Source organism: Longimycelium tulufanense, assembly GCF_014645795.1.
GTDB lineage: Bacteria > Actinomycetota > Actinomycetes > Mycobacteriales > Pseudonocardiaceae > Longimycelium > Longimycelium tulufanense.
The window spans coordinates 351,282-368,010 of the sequence record NZ_BMMK01000002.1 but is presented as its reverse complement, the minus strand read 5'-3'; the positions used below and the strand labels follow the sequence as shown (position 1 = coordinate 368,010).

17 protein-coding genes and 1 pseudogene are annotated in these 16,729 nt (G+C 68.0%); 11 read left to right on the top strand and 7 right to left on the bottom strand.

The window, feature by feature from the left end; all coding sequences use genetic code 11:
• Nucleotides 1-344: 344 nt before the first annotated feature.
• Complete coding sequence (locus IEY55_RS04010) at nucleotides 345-914, bottom strand: M23 family metallopeptidase (protein WP_189053962.1); 570 nt, start codon at nucleotides 912-914, stop codon at nucleotides 345-347.
• Nucleotides 915-2,049: 1,135 nt separating this feature from the next.
• Here IEY55_RS04010 and rpsB point away from each other — a divergent pair.
• The 11 genes and pseudogenes from rpsB (at nucleotide 2,050) to IEY55_RS03955 (ending at nucleotide 11,860) form a co-directional block, all read left to right on the top strand.
• A complete protein-coding gene (gene rpsB, locus IEY55_RS04005) occupies nucleotides 2,050-2,880 on the top strand; it encodes a 30S ribosomal protein S2 (RefSeq protein WP_189053960.1) in 831 nt (276 codons plus the stop codon).
• Nucleotides 2,881-2,980: 100 nt separating this feature from the next.
• On the top strand, nucleotides 2,981-3,796 hold the full coding sequence (gene tsf, locus IEY55_RS04000) for a translation elongation factor Ts (protein WP_189053958.1): 816 nt from the start codon (nucleotides 2,981-2,983) through the stop codon (nucleotides 3,794-3,796).
• Nucleotides 3,797-3,900: 104 nt separating this feature from the next.
• The gene (gene pyrH, locus IEY55_RS03995) at nucleotides 3,901-4,653 is read left to right on the top strand and encodes a UMP kinase (RefSeq protein ID WP_189053956.1); all 753 of its coding nucleotides are present in this window, start codon (nucleotides 3,901-3,903) and stop codon (nucleotides 4,651-4,653) included.
• Nucleotides 4,654-4,719: 66 nt separating this feature from the next.
• Nucleotides 4,720-5,277: a ribosome recycling factor gene (gene frr / locus IEY55_RS03990; protein WP_189053954.1), complete on the top strand. Its 558-nt coding sequence runs from the start codon at nucleotides 4,720-4,722 to the stop codon at nucleotides 5,275-5,277.
• On the top strand, nucleotides 5,278-6,153 hold the full coding sequence (locus IEY55_RS03985) for a phosphatidate cytidylyltransferase (RefSeq protein WP_189053952.1): 876 nt from the start codon (nucleotides 5,278-5,280) through the stop codon (nucleotides 6,151-6,153). It begins immediately after the preceding gene.
• 308 nt (nucleotides 6,154-6,461) lie between these two features.
• Nucleotides 6,462-6,749: a Sec-independent protein translocase subunit TatA gene (gene tatA, locus IEY55_RS03980; RefSeq protein WP_189053950.1), complete on the top strand. Its 288-nt coding sequence runs from the start codon at nucleotides 6,462-6,464 to the stop codon at nucleotides 6,747-6,749.
• A gap of 20 nt (nucleotides 6,750-6,769) precedes the next feature.
• Nucleotides 6,770-7,411, top strand: coding sequence for a response regulator (locus IEY55_RS03975; RefSeq protein WP_189053948.1), 642 nt, complete (start codon nucleotides 6,770-6,772; stop codon nucleotides 7,409-7,411).
• Nucleotides 7,408-8,595 carry a sensor histidine kinase gene (locus tag IEY55_RS03970; RefSeq protein ID WP_189053946.1) on the top strand — a complete coding sequence of 396 codons (1,188 nt, stop codon included), beginning with the start codon at nucleotides 7,408-7,410 and terminating at the stop codon, nucleotides 8,593-8,595. Before IEY55_RS03975 ends, IEY55_RS03970 begins: the two co-directional genes overlap by 4 nt.
• A 282-nt stretch (nucleotides 8,596-8,877) precedes the next feature.
• Nucleotides 8,878-9,624 carry a class I SAM-dependent methyltransferase gene (locus IEY55_RS03965; RefSeq protein WP_229685967.1) on the top strand — a complete coding sequence of 249 codons (747 nt, stop codon included), beginning with the start codon at nucleotides 8,878-8,880 and terminating at the stop codon, nucleotides 9,622-9,624.
• A 71-nt stretch (nucleotides 9,625-9,695) separates the two neighbouring features.
• Nucleotides 9,696-10,250 (top strand): annotated as a pseudogene (locus IEY55_RS03960) (dual-specificity RNA methyltransferase RlmN); the annotation flags it as partial.
• A gap of 17 nt (nucleotides 10,251-10,267) precedes the next feature.
• Nucleotides 10,268-11,860, top strand: coding sequence for a recombinase family protein (locus IEY55_RS03955; RefSeq protein ID WP_189053944.1), 1,593 nt, complete (start codon nucleotides 10,268-10,270; stop codon nucleotides 11,858-11,860).
• Nucleotides 11,861-11,931: 71 nt separating this feature from the next.
• Here IEY55_RS03955 and IEY55_RS03950 read toward each other — a convergent pair whose 3' ends face one another.
• From IEY55_RS03950 to IEY55_RS03925, 6 genes are all read right to left on the bottom strand, one after another.
• A complete protein-coding gene (locus IEY55_RS03950) occupies nucleotides 11,932-12,195 on the bottom strand; it encodes a hypothetical protein (RefSeq protein ID WP_189053942.1) in 264 nt (87 codons plus the stop codon).
• Nucleotides 12,196-12,202: 7 nt separating this feature from the next.
• The gene (locus IEY55_RS03945; protein ID WP_189053940.1) at nucleotides 12,203-12,478 is read right to left on the bottom strand and encodes a hypothetical protein; all 276 of its coding nucleotides are present in this window, start codon (nucleotides 12,476-12,478) and stop codon (nucleotides 12,203-12,205) included.
• A gap of 96 nt (nucleotides 12,479-12,574) precedes the next feature.
• Nucleotides 12,575-13,204, bottom strand: coding sequence for a hypothetical protein (locus IEY55_RS03940; RefSeq protein WP_189053938.1), 630 nt, complete (start codon nucleotides 13,202-13,204; stop codon nucleotides 12,575-12,577).
• Nucleotides 13,197-14,699, bottom strand: coding sequence for a hypothetical protein (locus tag IEY55_RS03935; RefSeq protein ID WP_189053936.1), 1,503 nt, complete (start codon nucleotides 14,697-14,699; stop codon nucleotides 13,197-13,199). Before IEY55_RS03935 ends, IEY55_RS03940 begins: the two co-directional genes overlap by 8 nt.
• Nucleotides 14,700-14,708: 9 nt before the next feature.
• Nucleotides 14,709-15,758: a hypothetical protein gene (locus IEY55_RS03930; protein WP_189053934.1), complete on the bottom strand. Its 1,050-nt coding sequence runs from the start codon at nucleotides 15,756-15,758 to the stop codon at nucleotides 14,709-14,711.
• 11 nt (nucleotides 15,759-15,769) lie between these two features.
• Nucleotides 15,770-16,726 (bottom strand): phage distal tail protein, encoded by a 957-nt coding sequence (locus tag IEY55_RS03925; protein ID WP_189053932.1) that lies wholly within the window; start codon nucleotides 16,724-16,726, stop codon nucleotides 15,770-15,772.
• Nucleotides 16,727-16,729 lie beyond the last annotated feature (3 nt).

The following is a 16,729-nucleotide window of genomic DNA, read 5'->3' as shown; positions in this document are numbered from 1 at the left end:
CAAGCGAGAAGCGGCAACGGGCTGGTTGCGTGGCGCGTTCGGACTCACGGCGGAGGCGGGTTGACGCCGATGCCGCTGTCTGAGGCGTGGCTTCCCGGACTAGCGAGCGGTAACGACTGACAAGCGGTAGTGGACTGGTAACGGGAAGCGCGTTCGGTGCTTTCGGCTTGGGCGCGTCGCTTTCGTGGTTCTTCGTGGTGTGGTGTGGCTGCCGGGCCTCCTCGGCGAACGGGCTGCTTGCGTCAGCCGCCGAGCCGTGGCACAGGTGTCGATGCTTCGTAGGTGCTGATCACCTCCGATCAGGGGGAATGGGGTACCTCGTGCACCGTTGGGGCAACTGGTCGTCAGCTCCCTCGCCATGGCAGGAGCCGTACCGGGTGTGAGGTCACCAGCCGTAGCGGGTCTACGTAGTCGCGACCGCGTCGCACTCCCCAATGCAGGCATGCCTCGGCTGGGCAGCCGGCATGGCCGGCGTCGAGGGAGCCGATCACGTCGCCCCGTTGGACCCACTGCCCGTGAGTGACCAGCGGAGTGACCGGTTCGTAGGTGGTGCGTAGGCCATTGGGGTGGGCGATGGAAATGACGCCTCGGTCGACGATCTTCTCGGCGACCACGACGACACCGTCCCCGGCGGCCAGCACGGTCTGACCGGTTACGCCGGCAAGATCCACTCCACGGTGCCCCGGCCCGTAGGGATGCGGGGGCGGGTGGAAGTGCCGCGTGACGGGGGGCGGTCCGTTGAGCGGCCAACCGAAGGTGCCCCGCGCAGCAGGTATGTGCTGCCCGGGTTCGGTTCCCGTGCGCTGCACGCTCGGGAGTACGCCGCCGCGGGGGAAGTCGATCGCGGGCGGCGTGGGTGGGATGGCGACGGGTCCGGCGAGGGCGCTCAGGAGGAGAAGCGGAATGGCAGGCATGTGCCCACGTTCCACCGCGCGGCCATGAATTGCGAGCGGGTGATCGCGGGTTGTGGATGGTTTGAGGGCCTGTGGATAACTGCGTCTGCTGGGGGTGTTGAACGGAAGGCAGTAGAGGTTCGCGCAGCGTGGGGTGGGCAAACACGGCCCCAGGTCGTGGGTTGGGCCCGCGCCGGTTGGCGGCAGGTGCGAGGCTGGCCAATGTGCTGGGGGTTAGGAAGAGCGGGCGGGGGTTCGCGCAGCGTGCGCCGAGTCGGTGGGGTGGAGATCGCGGGCTGGACGTCGGGATAGGCCAGTGGGCTTGGGTTCGTAGGGTGGGCCGAGGTTGTGGGCGGGTGGGTGTGGCGGGTATGGGCCGGCGGGGAGAGCCTCGGCCAAGGCGACGGCGGGCAGGGAACTGCGATCCCGGGCGGGCGCCGCACCGGTCGGAGGAGGGACGACGTTGGCCGGCGTGCGACTTCGGTTCTGGGGAACGTCGCAACACCCGGGTGTTGATGGAACGCGATGTTCGAGATTCGTGTGGCTCGGTCGCCGGCAGGGCAGGCGGGGGTTGTCGGGGGAGCGGGCGGCGTCCTCTGCGCAGTGGGGCAGGGTGTGAGTAAGCGCGGAGGCGTGCCTGGTGGTGGGGGTGCATCCGCGGACGGGCCGGGCGTGGCTCCACGGGCGGCCCGGGCACGGGCGGCCCGGGGGTGGCAAGAAGCGGCCGCGCCCGCTGGCGCACCAGCCGATGGGGGTTGTGGTCGGGGGCCAGCGGGCCGGTCCAGGGGTTGCGGTGGTGTGGCCGAGGCAGTGCGGGTCCCCGTGAACTGTGGAAACTCCGCGTTGTGGGTGGGTGATTTCGCTGCGTAATCAGCGCTGGGCAGGGGAGGGGCCTCGGTGTGAGGCGCACTGGCTCAACCCACTACACTTACTCCGGCGGCCCGTGTGCCCACGGGCCGACTTCGCGTGTCGGCGCGCGCCCCGCATCTGGTCGGGGCACGGCGCCCGGCGGTCCCGGCGGAAGGCCCCGAGGGGCGACGGCGGGTCCGGGCGGCGGCGCGGCACCAGGGCGACGGGCCAACCGGCCCGTCGCGGCAACCGACCCGCGTGCTGGCCGAGCCAGCACGCCCGAGCGACTTGAGGTGCGAAACCGGCCATGGCCGTCGTCACCATGAAGCAGCTGCTCGACAGCGGTGTGCACTTCGGGCACCAGACCCGGCGCTGGAACCCGAAGATGAAGCGCTACATCCTGACCGAGCGCAACGGCATCTACATCATCGACCTGCAGCAGACGCTGTCCTACATCGACCGGGCCTACGAGTTCGTCAAGGAGACCGTGGCCCACGGCGGCTCGGTTCTGTTTGTCGGCACCAAGAAGCAGGCCCAGGAGGCCATCGCCGAGCAGGCGCTGCGGGTCGGCATGCCGTTCGTCAACCAGCGCTGGCTGGGCGGCATGCTCACCAACTTCCAGACCGTCCACAAGCGGCTCCAGCGCCTCAAGGAGCTGGAGTCGATGGAGCAGACCGGCGGGTTCCAGGGTCGCACCAAGAAGGAGATCCTGATGCTGACCCGCGAGAAGGACAAGCTCGAGAAGACGCTGGGCGGCATCCGCGACATGCAGAAGGTGCCCAGCGCCGTCTGGGTCGTGGACACCAAGAAGGAGCACATCGCCGTCGGTGAGGCCCGCAAGCTGGGCATCCCGGTCGTGGCGATCCTCGACACCAACTGCGACCCGGACGAGGTCGACTACCCGATCCCGGGCAACGACGACGCGATCCGCTCCGCCGCGCTGCTGACCCGCGTGGTCGCCGACGCCGCCGCGGACGGCCTGATGTCGCGTGCCGGCCGCACCGCCGCCCCGGAGGGCGAGGAGAAGCCCGAGCCGGGTGTGGCGGCCGAGGAGCCGCTGGCCGAGTGGGAGCAGGAGCTGCTGGCCGGCGCCACCGCCGAGGGCGGCCAGGGCTCGGAGTCCCCGGCCCAGTCCTGATCCCCGCTCCGCCCGTGCCGCCACCGGTGGCGGCACGGGCGGAGCGGGCGCACATCCACCCCACCACCGCCGCGTACCGAAGAAGGACGGACAACGCACGATGGCGAACTACACCGCGGCCGACGTGAAGCGGCTCCGTGAGAAGACCGGCGCCGGCATGATGGACTGCAAGAAGGCGCTGGAGGAGGCTCAGGGCGACTGCGACAAGGCCGTCGAGATCCTGCGCATCAAGGGCGCCAAGGACGTCGGCAAGCGGGCCGAGCGCACCACCGCGAACGGCCTGGTGGCCGCCGACGGCGGCGTCATGGTCGAGCTGCGCTGCGAGACCGACTTCGTGGCCAAGAACGACGACTTCCAGGCGCTGGCCGCGCGCATCGTCGAGGTGGCCAAGGCCAACCGGCCGGCCGACCTGGAGACGTTGAAGAACGCCGAGCTGGACGGCAAGACCGTCGAGGCCGCCGTGCAGGAGCTGTCGGCCAAGATTGGTGAGAAGCTGGAGCTGGCCAAGGTCGTCGGCTTCGACGGCACCGTGGCCACCTACCTGCACCGCCGCGCCGCCGACCTGCCCCCCGCCGTCGGCGTGCTGGTCGAGTACACCGGCGACGACGCCGAGGCCGCCCGCGCCGCCGGCATGCAGATCGCCGCGATGAAGCCACGCTACGTCACCCGGGACGAGGTCCCGGCCGACGTGGTCGCCAACGAGCGCCGCATCGCCGAGGAGACCGCGCGCGAGGAGGGCAAGCCCGAGCAGGCCCTGCCCAAGATCGTCGAGGGCCGCCTCAACGGCTTCTACAAGGACGTCGTCCTGCTCGACCAGGCGTCTGTGCAGGACTCCAAGAAGACCGTGAAGGCCGTGCTGGACTCCGCGGGCGTGACCGTGACCCGGTTCGCCCGCTTCGAGGTCGGCCAGGCCTGACGCACCCGGGGCGGGGCCGCCGTGCGGCAACTGACGCGCTGGCGGCCCCGCCTTCGCGTATCCACGTCCCGATCGCGCGGCACCAGCGTAAGGAGGAGAAACGGGTGACCGAGGACAGCGGCCGGCGGCCCGGCTTCAAGCGGGTCCTGCTGAAGCTCGGCGGGGAGATGTTCGGCGGCGGTGGCGTCGGTGTCGACCCCGACGTCGTGCAGACGGTCGCCCGGCAGATCGCCGAGGTCGTGCGCGAGGGCGCCCAGATCGCCGTGGTGATCGGCGGCGGCAACTTCTTCCGCGGCGCCGAGCTCCAGCAGCGCGGCATGGACCGGGCCCGCGGCGACTACATGGGCATGCTCGGCACGGTGATGAACTGCCTGGCGCTGCAGGACTTCCTGGAGCGGGAGCAGGGCATCGACACCCGGGTGCAGACCTCGATCACCATGGGCCAGGTCGCCGAGCCCTACATCCCGCGGCGCGCGATGCGGCACCTGGAGAAGGGGCGCGTGGTCATCTTCGGCGCCGGCGCCGGCATGCCCTACTTCTCCACCGACACCACGGCCGCCCAGCGGGCCCTGGAGATCGGCTGCGAGGTCGTGCTGATGGCCAAGGGGGTGGACGGCGTCTACACCGCCGACCCGAAGACCGACCCGGAGGCGGTGAAGTTCGAGCAGATCACCCACCGGGAGGCGTTGGAGCGCGGGCTCAAGGTCGCCGACGCCACTGCCTTCAGCCTGTGCATGGACAACAACATGCCCATCATCGTGTTCAACCTCCTGGTCGAGGGCAACATTCGTCGCGCGGTGCGTGGTGAGAAGATCGGCACGCTGGTCAGCACCCCCGCCGGGGAGGCCTCGGCCTGACCATGCTGGGATCGTGACGGGTGACACCCCCCACACCGGCAGCACTGAGCACACGAAGGAGCAGCCGTGATCGACGAAACCCTCCTCGACGCCGAGGAGAAGATGGAGAAGGCGGTATCGGTGGCCAAGGACGAGCTGGCCACGGTGCGCACCGGCCGGGCCAACCCGGCGATGTTCCACGGCATCGCGGTCGACTACTACGGCTCACCCACCCCCATCAACCAGCTGGCCAGCATCTCCGTGCCGGAAGCGCGGATGGCGGTCATCAAGCCCTACGACGCCAGCCAGCTGCGCAGCATCGAGAAGGCCATCCGCGACTCCGACCTGGGGGTGAACCCCACCAACGACGGCACGATCATCCGCGTGGTGATCCCGCAGCTGTCCGAGGAGCGCCGCCGCGAGATGGTCAAGATCGCCAAGCACAAGGGCGAGGAGGCCAAGGTCTCCATCCGCAACATCCGCCGCAAGGCCAAGGACGAGCTGGACCGCATCGCCAAGGACGGCGAGGCCGGTGAGGACGACGTGGCGCGCGCCGAGAAGGAGCTGCAACACCTCACCGACAAGTACGTGGCCCAGGTCGACGTGCTGGTCAAGCACAAGGAAACCGAACTCCTCGAGGTCTGAGTGGTGACGGCCAGCCAACGGGGCGAGGGGCCCGGCGCATCGGGAAGCCCCGCTGGGGGAAAGCCCTCGCGGGCTGGCCGGAACCTGCCGGCCGCGATCGCGGTCGGGGTCGGCCTGGGCGCGCTCATCCTGCTGGCGCTCCTGGTGGCGCGCGAGTCGTTCCTCGCGATCATCGCCATCGCCGTCGCGATCGGCACCTGGGAGCTCGCCGGTGCGCTGCGGCGCGGCGCCGGGATCGAGCTCGCGCTGCCCGTGCTGTTGGTCGGCGGCCAGGCCATGGTCTGGCTGTCCTGGCCCTTCGAGCGGCAGGGCGCGCTCACCGCGTTCGTGCTCACGGTGCTCGGCTGCCTGCTGTGGCGCATCCGCGGCGGTCCCACCCACTACCTGCGGGACGTCGCGGCCTCGGTGCTCACCGCGGCGTACGTGCCACTGTTCGCGTCGTTCGCCGCGATGCTGGTGGCCCCCGCGGACGGTGCCGGCCGGGTACTGGCCTTCCTGATCGGCGTGGTCGCCTCCGACACCGGGGGGTACGCGGCCGGGGTGTTCCTCGGCCGGCACCCGATGGCACCGACGATCAGCCCGAAGAAGTCCTGGGAGGGCTTTGCCGGGTCGATGCTGGCCGGGGTGGTCGGTGGCGCCCTCACCCTGACCCTGCTGCTGGGCGGCTACTGGTGGCAGGGCGCGTTGTTCGGGGCCGCGCTCGTGGTCACCTCGACCGCGGGGGACCTCATCGAGTCGTTGATCAAGCGCGATCTGGGCATCAAGGACATGGGCACCCTGCTGCCCGGGCACGGTGGCCTGATGGACCGGCTGGACTCGCTGCTGCCCTCGGCCGTCGTGTCCTGGCTGCTACTGAAGGCGTTCCTGCCGGGTTAGGGTGCGGGGGTGCCGCGACGAACCCTGCCCGCCGGCGAGCCCCGTGGCTCGGCCCGGCACCGGCGTCCTCCGATCGGTGGGCCACGGCCCGACCAGGAGGTGGCCGGTCGGCCGGTCCCGGCCCCGTGCCGGCCGCCCATAGCCTCGATCCCGACGTCCGTGGATGCGCGGTCACGAACGCATCGCGGGTGGTCGGGCGAACGCACCGGCCGATTCGGCAGGGAAGGGGACCGGTACCCCCACCCGTCCGCTGGTCCACCTTCCCTGCCGAACGTCATCTCTTCCCATCACCTTCCGCGGAGGTCCGCATGTTGTCCGGGGGGCTGAGCCTCTGGCACTGGCTGGTCGTGGCCGGGGTCTTCGTCCTGCTGTTCGGCGCGAAGAAGCTCCCCGACTCCGCCCGGGCCCTGGGCCGCTCGATGCGCATCCTCCGCTCCGAGCTGGGCGCCGACCGCGCCGAGACCGAACCCACCACCCCACCGGCTCCGCCGCAGGTGAGCGGGGGTGACGTCGGGCGCGACGGGAGCCGGGCGACCTACGATGGCCGCCAGCAGACCCGCACGCCGGACCCCGGTGAGGGGGCCGGCCGGGGGTAGTGGAACGGGGGAACGGCGGCGTGAACGGGGACCGGGTTCGCGTGGTGATCGCCGAGGATCATCCGATCTACCGCGACGGCCTGGCCCGGGCGCTGGGCTGGAACCACGACATCGAGGTGGTCGCGGCGGTCGGGGACGGCCAAGCCGCACTGGAGGCCGCCCGCGAGCACGCCCCCTGCGTGTTGATGGTCGACTACAACCTGCCCGGTCTCAACGGGGTCCAGATCGCCGGCGCGGTTGCCCGCGACGGGCTGGACTGCCGGGTGCTGCTGATCTCGGCCACGACCGAGGGGCCGATCGTGTTCGAGGCGTTGGAGCGCGGTGCGTCCGGCTACCTGGGCAAGGATGCCGAGCGCGAGCAGATCGTGGACGCCGTGCTGCGGGTGGCCAAGGGCCAGACCGTGCTCCCGCCCGAGGTGGCCACCGGGCTGGCCGGCCAGATCCGGATGCGCAGCGGCAGCCACCTGCCCCAGTTGTCGGACCGGGAACGCGAGGTGCTGCGGTCCTTCGCCGCCGGCCTCACCATCCCGCAGGTCGCGCGCAACCTGCACCTGAGCCCGAGCACGGTGAAGAGCCACACGCAGCGGCTGTACGAGAAGCTGGGTGTCTCCGACCGGGCGGCGGTGGTGGCCGAGGCCATGCGCCGCGGGCTGCTGGAGTGAGCGCGGCCGAGGGGTTCGGCCCGGTGTCGGTGCGCGGGACCGGCTGGCCACGGCTGTTCCTGGTGCTCCCGCTGCTCATGGGCGGGCTGGCGAGCACCGACGGCGCGCAGCGGGTGGTGTTCGGGACGGTCCTCGCCGGCTTTGCGCTGTGGGCGGCGTGCTGGCTGTGGCTGGCGCGCCGGCGCACCCCGGGGATCAGCGCGGCGGTGGTGGCCGCCGCGGTCGACGTCCTCGCCATCACGGTCCTGGCCGCCGTCTCGGGCGGGCCGGGCTCGGAGGCCCGCTGGGCCTACTTCCTGCTCCCGGTGACCGCGATCCCGTGGAACCGGGTGTGGTTGACCGCGGGCGTCGGCGGGGCCGGGCTGCTGGGCTACGTGATCCTGGTGGCCGCACCGTTGCATCGCAGCTACCTCGACAACCTCGACCCCAACCGTGGGTTGGCCTACGACTTGCTGCGAGCCGCCACCGACGCGACCTTCCTGCTGTGGCTGACGGTCATGTGCAGCGTCCTCACCGTGGCCCTGGGCCGGCGGAACGCGCGCATCGCGCGCCTGCTGCACGACCGGGAACGCCTGCTCACCGAGGTGCTGCGGGTGGAGGACCGGGAGCGGGCCGCCCTCGCCGAGGCCCTGCACGACGGCGCCGTGCAGAACCTGCTCGCGGTGCGGCTGGACCTGGAGGAGGTCGAGCCGGACCGGCGCGGCGACTGGTGGCGACGGGTCCGCGAGGTCCTCACCGACACCGTGCGCGAGCTTCGGGAGGCCGTCTTCGACCTGCACCCGCGCGTGTTGCGGGAGGCCGGGCTGGCCCAGGCGTTGCGCAGCCTGGGGGAGCGGGCCGCGCGCCGCGGGCGGTTCCACCTGGAATGCCGGATCGACCCGGTGCCCACCCACCCGGCGGGGCAGCTGGTGTACTCGGCGGCCCGTGAGCTGCTGGCGAACGTGGAACGGCACGCCCAGGCCGAGCTGGTCGAGCTGCGCCTCACCGCCAGCGACGGCCGGCTCCGCCTGGTCGTGGTCGACGACGGCGTGGGTATCGAGCCGGAAGTGCTGCGACGCCGCATCGCCGAGGGGCACATCGGGCTGGCGAGCCAGCAGGTACGGCTCGCCAGCGCGGGCGGCACCTTCGAGGTCCGGCGTCGCACCGAAGGCGGCACCATCGCCGAGGTCGTCCTTCCGTACTGAAGACGAGTTCGAGCAGCCGCGCCGCACTGAATCGTGGCGGCAAGCACACCCGAGACCGTTCCGTCCACTTTCGCCGCCAACCGGTGCCAACCAGGTTCTTGGCCCGCGAAGAGCTCAGCAAGCGTTGCGGCGCAGGGGTGTTGGTCCGTCAGGTCCAGAATGGACGGTGCGCCTCACGTGCGGTGTTGGCGCTGACGACGGGGCTCGGCGGACAGCGCGCCCCACGGCACCGGCTGTGGCGAGCGGTGGCAACTCCCCGACCCACCTGGTAGGGGAGAAAGGGTGAAGAGCTACCTGCGGTCCGCTGTCGAGGCGACGCGCGCCGCCCAGGTGACGCCCAGCCCGAACATCTGGCACTGGCCGGAGATCTACGAGGTGGAGAACCGGGCCCAGGACGCCACCGGGGAGATCTGGCGCGCGCTGGCAGAGGAATGCGCGTTCGCCGGGCGCGACGTGGTGGACGTGGGTTGCGGAGACGGGTTCCACCTGCCGGCCTTCGCCGCCACCGCCCGCCACGTCACCGGGGTCGAACCGCACCCGCCACTGGTGACGCGAGCCCGGCAGCGGGTGGCGGAACTGGCCAACGTCACGATCCACACCGGTTCGGCACAACACCTCCCGCTGGCCGACGCCGGTGCGGATCTCGTGCACGCCCGCACCGCCTACTTCTTCGGTCCCGGATGCGAGCCCGGCATCTGCGAGGCCGACCGCGTCCTGCGGCCCGGCGGCGTGCTCGCCATCGTCGACCTCGACGCCGGCCGCGCGCCCTACGGCGACTGGATGCGGGCGGACCTGCCACGCTACGACCCGGCCGCGGTGGAGGCATTCTTCGAACGCCAGGGGTTCGCGTGCCGCCGAGTGGACACCCAGTGGCAGTTCCGGGACCGGGAAAGCCTGGAATCGGTGCTGCGGATCGAGTTCTCCCCCGAGGTCGCCGACCGCGCCATCGCCCAGACCCCCGGGCTGACCATACCGGTCAGTTACCGCCTGCACACGCGCCGTAAACCCGCGGGGCTCCTCGTGCGCTGACCACGTTGCGGCCCAACGCACAGTCCGTTCGACCGGACCAGCCTCGGCCGCATGGGACACTGGTGGGCGCTATGACTGCGCTTCCCCTCGTGTTCGACGCTCCGCGCCGCGGCAAGCCGCCGCGCCACCTCGCCGACCTCTCCGCCGAACAGCGCCGCGAGGTGGTTGTCGAGCTGGGGGAGAAGGCGTTCCGGGCCAGGCAGCTCTCGCACCATTACTTCGGGCGGCTCACCGCCGACCCGGACACCATGACCGACATCCCGGCCACGGCACGGGCCCAACTGGCCGAGCACCTGCTGCCGGCCCTGCTGACCCCGGTCCGCCACGTGGCCTGTGACGACGGCGCGACCCGCAAGACGCTGTGGAAGGCGCACGACGGCACGCTGCTGGAGAGCGTGCTCATGCGCTACCCGGACCGCGCCACGGTCTGCATCTCCAGCCAGGCCGGCTGCGGCATGGCATGCCCGTTCTGCGCCACCGGCCAGGGCGGGTTGCAGCGCAACCTCTCCACCGCCGAGATCGTCGAGCAGGTCCGCGCGGCAGCCGCCGCCATGCGGGACGGTGCACTGCCCGGCGGCCAAGGCCGGCTGTCGAACGTGGTCTTCATGGGTATGGGCGAACCAGTTCCGATAGGTTTACAACCATGCTGCTGAGCGAAAGACGGTTGCGGGCACTCGTCGGGTCGCGGGTGTCCGTGAAGCGGAACAATAGGAAGCACAAGTCGTCCGCGAAGGTGTCCCACATCGCCCAGAAGGAGATTGGCTACCGCGCGGCCACGGGGATCGGGGCCGACGTTGTCGACTTCTTTGAGGATCTGGACGTCTCGGCTACTGTCTCACCCTTCGAGCGCCCGGACTTGCGGGATTGGCTCGACATAGAGCAGCGGGGCCACGAGTGGGACGTGATCATTTGGTCTAGCCTAGACCGAGGTTTCCGCGACCCAAAGGACGCGATTGACCTCGCTAAGTGGTGCGAGGAAAACCAGAAGATTATGATCCTTGCCGAACAGGGGATCACTCTGGACTACCGGGCCGATGGTAACGAGGTGGCCCGGATGATGGGTGAGGCGTTCCTCTTGATCGGCAGCATGTTCGCCAAGTGGGAACTCAAGAACCATCAGACGCGAGCACTAAATGCGCACTCGTTCCTGCGGGAGCTGGATCGATGGGCGGGTGGACCCGCTCCTGAAGGGTTCCAAATCATCCCACACCCCTACGGCAAGGGGAAGACGCTCGACACCGATCCGCGACGCAAGGAGCTGCTGCACTTCATGGCGTACCGGCTTCTCGGTTGCCAGCGAAAGGGGGGATGCAATTGTGGAGCTGAAGCTACCCCGCAGGGCGATAGCTTCAATGGGATTACGATATGGCTTACGCAGAAGAAGTACCTCACGAACGTGGATCGCCACAGAGAGCCCGAGGATCGGAGGCACAACCGGTGGCATGTGAGCGACGTTATCGACGCCCTCACATCGCCGGCCACTCAGGGTATCAAGATGAGTGGTGGGAAGCCGGTTCTTGGCAAGGACGGAATGCCCATCCAGATAGCGCCCCCCACATTCGATCCCGAGCTGTGGGCTAAGATTCAGGCCGCCGTGGAAAAGAGGCGCCGTGGCTATCCCAATCGCGTTCACGGGGCGAATCCATTGTTGGGTGTGTGCTTCTGCGGTAAGTGTGAGGCAAGCGCCACGCAATTTGTGACCATCAAGCGGTCGAAGGCGACCCCGGAGGGTACCAAGCATCGTTACTACCGCTGTGCACGTCGGCCCAAATCGTGTCCGAAGGTGGGCATGAAGGCTGACCAAGTTGAGGAGATTCTGGCTCAGGAGTTTCTTGAACAGTGTGGTGACCTCCCTGTCATGGAACGCATCTTCATCCCCGGGGAAGATCACACGGAAGAGCTGAGCAAGGTCAAGGCCAGTATTGCGCGGCTGGAGCGTGAAAGCGATATGGGCTTGATCAGGACTCAAGAGGACGAGGAACGGCACTTCGAGCGAATGAAGGCGCTGGTCGATAGGAGGACCGCTCTTGAGGCTCTGCCGCAACGGGAGGCCGCGTGGGAGTACCGGAAGACCGGGCAGACATACGGTGACGCCTGGCGGGCAGCAGAAAACGACGTTGTGGCGAGAAGGAAGCTTCTTGTGGATGCCGGGGTCCGTTTCGTGATCCATGGTCAGGATCGTTGGGAGGTGCAGATCCCTAAGGATATTAGGGAACGGCTGAAGGCCGCCAAGTAAGAGCGGTATCTAGAACGCAAAAGGAGCCCCTACCCGCTCACCAGGAGTGAGCCGGTAGGGGCTGTTGCTTGTCAGGCCATGGTTGTGGGCGAGTAGTTGGGGGTGCGCGGGGAGCCGGCCAGGATCGTCACCAGCCAGGCCGGCAGGCGCGGCTCCAGCCAGCGTAGGCCGGCGTACACCGCACCGAGCACGATCGGCACAATGACGGGCTCACTTGCCACACCGAGAGGCGCGGTAAGCCACTCCGGGGCTCCGAGAGCCACGAGCCAGGTAATGAGCGCGGACCAGGCTGCCGGTACGACGGTCCGGAGCCAGGCGGTTAGTCGGTCAGACATAGGTCTCTCACTTTGCCGTTAGGAACCATACGAGGAGTGGGAGGGCGAAGGAGGTCAGGATCGCGAGGGCGATCTGACGGTTCGTCGTGGTGCGGCGGGCTTGTTCGGCGTCCAGCCGTGTCCGTAGCTCTTCGATGTTGCGTCGGGCCTCGCTGAGGCTGTGCTGCACGGAGTTCATCGCGAGGTCTTGGCGGTTGATGTAGGCGGTGAGCTGTGCGTTCAGTGCGCGGATCTCCGCGTACACCTCGGGGATGCCGATGGTGTACCCGGACTCGTCGCTCATCGGCAAAACTCCATTGTGGGCTTGTCTGGGGGAGGGCGTCGTACGGCCGCCATGAAGTTGTTCGGGGTGATCGGTGTTGCGGGTTCTCGTGGGGCGTTAGCTCCTCTCTTGGTCAAGCCAATGTGCGGCACCCGTGGTGTCCGCTGAGCGGGTGTTGCTGTTGTCGTCGCGCCACGTGTAGGAGGAGAGCCCAATCACCTGGGTGGGCAGCGCGAGCCACGCGTTTCCCGGAAGACGTCCGGTGTCTGCGGTGTAGACGTCGACTTCGATGTCCATGTGTCGGAGCGAGTCCGAGGCGTCCCAGCCCACAGGGGCGCCGTGTACCCATGCGAAGCGCAGCACACGGGGATTGGTGTTGGACCAGGGGGAGCTGAAGTCCCGGGCTGTCATCCGTGCTGGGTTGGTGAGCTGGTCCCCGAAGCGGAGACGGACAGCGGCCGTGAACCCCGTCTCTGTGAGGCTGGGATGAAAGTACATCGGCAGGTCCACGACCAGAACGGGCTTGTTCAGCCCGGTGAGGTCAGTGGCGATGTGCCGGACCCACATCGGGTCTGGGCCTGTGCGTGCGGCTTGGGGGTTGAAGGGGACCATGCCTTCCACGCCCGTCCAGGCGGGGCTGAATGGCTCCGCACGGGCACCCTTGCGTGGACTTCTCGCCAGGGCTGCCAGTCGACGCTTGATGTCGATGAGTTCGCCGGCCAGTGTTGGTGGCCGCCAGTCAGACAAGGGTGGCCTCCGCGAGGTTGGCTTCGTAGCAGGTGTGCATGGTGCCTCCGCTCTCGCCGTGGACCGCATAGACGAAGAATGCCCATGTTCCCCCAGGTAATCCGGTCACGGTGTATGTCGTGTCTCGGATGCCGGGATTTCCTTGAGCCGCGTCGAGCCGTTTGGCATTCAGAGGAAACGCTCCCTTGTGCTGGGTCCCCCAGACCTCGTAGCGCACGGTGGAGTCATCCAGGGCGTCATAGGACGGGTGCCACCGGAGATCCACGTCAAACGTGCCGTCAGACCTTCTTCGGTACCCGGAGACGGCGAGAGAGGTGACGGCTGATGGTGGGGACGGGAAGGAACTGAGCGGGGCGACCGTGATGGATAGTCGCTCAGCGCCCCACGTGTCCTGGAATTCCACATCGACCTGGACGACCTTGTAGCGGCCACGTAGCTGGAGAATCCCGTGACTGACCTCGACTTGCACAATGTCGCCGACCTGGAAGTCCCCGTAGGTCAGGTCCCCTTGCTGTGGGTGGATGATCAGCTCAGGCAGGATCACAGGAGACTGCCCTTGTTCGGCAAGGGTTTGTGCCTTGTCATCCAGAGTGGACTGAATGGACACGTCCGAGTAGGACTCGACGCGGACGTACGGCAAGAATCCTCCGATCCTGTCTTCCAGGTCCGGCGTACCGTCTGATCCCTGGGTGCGGGTGTGCGTGGCGGGGTTGTAGGTCCACCGGTCCACAAACCGGTGGGAGGTCAGCATCTCTTCTGCTTCGCCCGCCCCGGTGGTGATGGCGCGTGTGGCGATGCCCGTGCCATCAGCTTTGACGGTTGTGACCTCGCAGTTGTCGCCGTGTCGCCAGACGAAGTCCGTGAGTCGGCCGATAAGGGGGTACAGGTACTCGAAGTAGTTACGGAGCTTGTACACCCCTGTGGCCGGGTCGTAGATCCATTCCGACTGGATGCGGAAGTCGAAGCCGTTGATGACGTTGGAAAGCTGTTCGACGAGTTCACCGAAGCTCTTGTACTCGTAGCCGTGGTAGGTGCTGCGGTCCCGCCACGGGCCTCGGTTCGTGGGGATGCGGGATGTGTCGACGACGGGGGCGCCGTATGTGTTCTGGGTGACGTCGATGAGGGACTTGACGATGTCACCCTGCCCGCGCTGGTCATACTGGCCGCCAGGGAAGGGCAGGTGTCGGGCGTACTCCCAGATGCCCTGGCAGTCGAGTTGGATGGTCGCGTTCTCCAGATCGGCGGACCAGGTGGTGAGGATGCCTACCCAGTCAATGTAGCCATTCTTCTCCACGGCGACGAACGTGCGGCGTGGGATGAGTCGCGTGTGGAGGTTGACATCCTCGTCCCAGCTCGGTTGTTCGAGGCGTGCGGTCAACGATGCGTTCCCTGGTGCCTTGAGGACGTGGGAGTATTTGAGGGAGCTGCACTCCAACTCCGCGATGGCTACCTCGTCGCGGAGATCGCCCCAGACCACGCGATACTGCGTGTCCATGTGCTTCTCCTAGGCCGGAAGGGCGGTGAGCCGCTGGGGTGCACCGGGGAAGAAGTACCAGAGGCTTCGGACGTCAACTCCCCGTGCGCTGCCGTTGGGCCAGGTCGGCGCGAGTTCGTATTCGATGAGTGCTTCCCGGCGGGCGGGGATCTCCAGTTCCGCAGGGATCGTGATGGCCACGCCGGGCGCGTTGCCCCACCACTGCCAGGCCAGGAGCGATTTCTTGCCGTCGATGAGTGCGTGCACGTTGTAGCTGGCGGCGTGTTCTGCGGTGCTCCAATAGCTGATTTCAACCGTGAGGAAACCCGAGCGATCATGCGGCGCGGCGGGAATGCGGTACCGGTGGAAGACGTTCGTCTCCGTCAAGGATGGGGTGGTCAAGGCGTAGTCACGGAGCACCTGGACGCCCCCGCTGAGAGGGAGCCAGGCGGAGCCGTCCCAGCGGCGGAGGTACTTGTTGGTGGTGTCCATGACCAGTTCGTCACGGACACTGCCCACAAGGCGCTTGGCGTCCAGGTGTGGGGCGAGCTGATGGGGTATCGGAGTCGCGCGCCCCACCTGGTTGCGGCGGGTGCGCGCGTTGTTGTCGATGTCTTCAGCGGTCAGGCTCTTCGTGCCCGCCTTTACCCGCACCTCGGCGAGCAGTAGCTCACCTGGGCGCAGTGTGGGGGGACTGGGCTGGCCTGACGTGGCAGGCGTGCCGGTGCGCTTGTCGACGTAGCAATACCAGTCAGTTTCGGTGTCAACGACCTTGAGAAGAACGAGGTCAATCCGATCGCCTGTGACCGCGCCCTGGTCGATGGTCACCTCGTCCTCGGGCATGTCGATGAAGTACATGTCCGACTGGACGGGGATCTGTGGGTCTCCCTGCGGTACCCACGCGGTGCCGGCGGCGACCCGAAGCGTCATGGCGGACTTGACGCTCACCAGAAGCTCACCGCCCAGGACGCTCACCACACCGGGGTGCCGCACCCCGGTGGAGGCAACCTGGTGTGTGCGGAACTCCTGGGCGGGGTAGCGGTCGTTCTGTGCGAAGTAAATCTTTCCCTTGAGGGGCATGTGTTTTGCTCCTAAACCCAAGCGTCATGCCACCGGATGTTCATGGAGTACCGGCGCTCCTGATCAGGGGGTGCGGTGTCAATCGCGGTGATGGACAGCGAGTTGTCTCCCGGCTGGAGGTCAAAGAATTGGCTGCCGGGAGCGAGGTAGGGATAGGCCGTGCGCCCGGGGTCGCTCTCGCTGGACCGCATGACGATCTTTCGGTTCTTGGCATCCAACAGGACGTGCGCGCCGGCCTCGATCGCGAACTCGGGCGCGAAGGCGATGCTGCGTCGCTGTTCGCGGTGCGCGATCGTGATGCCCTTACAGGGGCCATAGATTCGCAACTCCGGTGGGGTTGCTGTACGCCCGTTGTTGCGGGCGATGGCGGTCCGTGTGCTGGGCAGTGAGGGCGTGTTGGGGGACCGGGTGAGGACACCGCCGGGGCGGTCAAAACTCACGTCGAACGTCAGGGGGAAGGCGAAGCCGGCTCCGGGCCTGGAGGGTGGGGTGGTGTCCACCGAGAGTTGTCGGACGCTGTAGATCCGGGGATCGGTGGCACCAAACTCGACGGTGAGCGTCGCGCAGCCGCCGTAGTAGTCCTGATCGAGCGTGAGTGCACGCTTGCGGACCCGAGCATGGACGACACACCAGTCGCCATCACCGACCCCCGGAATCTTGATCTGTAACGGCTCCTCCCTGCCTCCGGAGGCAAGGTCACCGACTATCTGAGATATGTGCCGGGCGAAGGCGGCCCGATCGGCGTCGAAAATCTGAGCGGTGACCGTGATGGATCGAGCGCCCAGGTAGTCCGTGCCGGGGATCTGCCCGTCCCGCTGGAGCAGGGTGAGATCCCCGGTACGGACCTCGGGACTGTCTAGCAGCCCCTCAACCTCCTGAAGGATGCACGGCATTTCCGTGTTGATCCGGGTCGACCGCCAGTAGATTCCCCACTCAGGAACGAACTCCTCGCTGTGGAAATGAGTCATGAC